The following is a 1,481-nucleotide window of genomic DNA, read 5'->3' as shown; positions in this document are numbered from 1 at the left end:
GGGCCCCGGTGCATGAGCTGTCCGGTGGAGCGGGACCCGGCGGAGTAGTCGGGGCCGGGACGGCATCGGGCGTGAGGGGCGCGCCGGCACCGATGGGTGTCGGCGCGCCCGTCGCGTTCCGGGGATGTTCACCCATCACGATGCATAGAGATACCTGTATCCGTATACACTTGCGGAGCCGTCGTGCTCCCGCCGCCCGCTGCCGGGCCGTGGAGCCGGTGCGAGACCCCCGAGCGGAGGAGCCCTTCATGCCGATCGACCTCACCGGCCGTCACTTCCTGAAGGAACCGGACGTCACCGCCGAGGAGTTCCGCCACCTGCTCGACCTGGCCGCCGAACTGAAGGCGGCGAAGCGGGCGGGCACCGAACACCGGCGACTCACCGGCCGGAACGTGGCGCTGATCTTCGAGAAGACCTCCACCCGCACCCGCTGCGCCTTCGAGGTGGCCGCCGCCGACCAGGGCGCCTCGACCACCTACCTCGACCCGATGAGCTCCCAACTCGGTCACAAGGAGTCGGTGCGCGACACCGCACGGGTCCTGGGCCGGATGTTCGACGCCATCCAGTACCGGGGCGCCGGGCAGGCGACGGTCGAGGAGTTGGCGGCACACGCGGGCGTACCGGTCTACAACGGCCTGACCGACGACTGGCACCCCACCCAGATGCTCGCCGACATGCTGACCGTGCGCGAACACGGCGACCGGCCGCTGGAGCGGACCGCCTTCGCCTACCTGGGCGACGCCCGCGCCAACATGGGCAACTCCTACCTGGTGACCGGCGCGCTGCTGGGCATGGATCTGCGCGTCGTCGCCCCCCGGGCCCTGTGGCCCTCCGAGGGCGTGATCGCGACGGCGAAGGCCATGGCGGCCGGGTCCGGCGCCCGACTCTCGCTGACCGAGGACGTGGCCGAGGGCGTGCGCGGTGCCCAGTTCGTGGCCACCGACGTGTGGGTGTCGATGGGTGAGCCCAAGGAGGTGTGGGACGAGCGGATCGCGCTGCTGGCCCCCTACGCGGTGACCATGGACGTACTGCGGGCCACCGGCAACGACGAGGTGCGGTTCCTGCACTGCCTTCCCGCCTTCCACGACCTGGGCACGGGCGTGGGACGGGAGATCCACGCCCGACACGGGCTGGAGTCGCTGGAGGTCACCGACGAGGTCTTCGAGTCCGAGCACTCGGTGGTCTTCGACGAGGCCGAGAACCGGCTGCACACGATCAAGGCGCTGATGGTGGCCACCCTGGCGGCCCCGGGGCCTGAGTGAGCGGCGACGGCGCGCGGGGCGGGCCGTCCCGCGCCGTCGCCGCGCGTTCACCCGCCGGCGCTACAGTGCGCCCCACCGGAACCGCCGCCGCGCATGGGGCGGTGTCCGATCCGGGAATCGTGGAAGAGGTGGGTCGGTGCGGGACGGGGAACGCCGGGGAAGCGACGGGTCGCTCCCGCGCGTGGAGGGGACGCGCGAGAAGGGGGTGGGCCCGCCCCC

The 1,481-nt window shown here is 72.4% G+C and carries 1 protein-coding gene; it reads left to right on the top strand.

Translation table 11 applies throughout. The annotated features are described in order from the left end of the window. Positions 1–248 precede the first annotated feature (248 nt). Positions 249–1,262 (top strand): ornithine carbamoyltransferase, encoded by a 1,014-nt coding sequence (gene argF / locus FNQ90_RS22905; protein ID WP_182608092.1) that lies wholly within the window; start codon positions 249–251, stop codon positions 1,260–1,262. Positions 1,263–1,481: the final 219 nt, after the last annotated feature.

Origin of the sequence: Streptomyces alkaliphilus, from assembly GCF_014141535.1 — a bacterium.
GTDB lineage: Bacteria > Actinomycetota > Actinomycetes > Streptomycetales > Streptomycetaceae > Streptomyces > Streptomyces alkaliphilus.
Note: the sequence above shows the minus strand (reverse complement) of the source record. Positions and strands in the feature narration are given on the sequence as shown.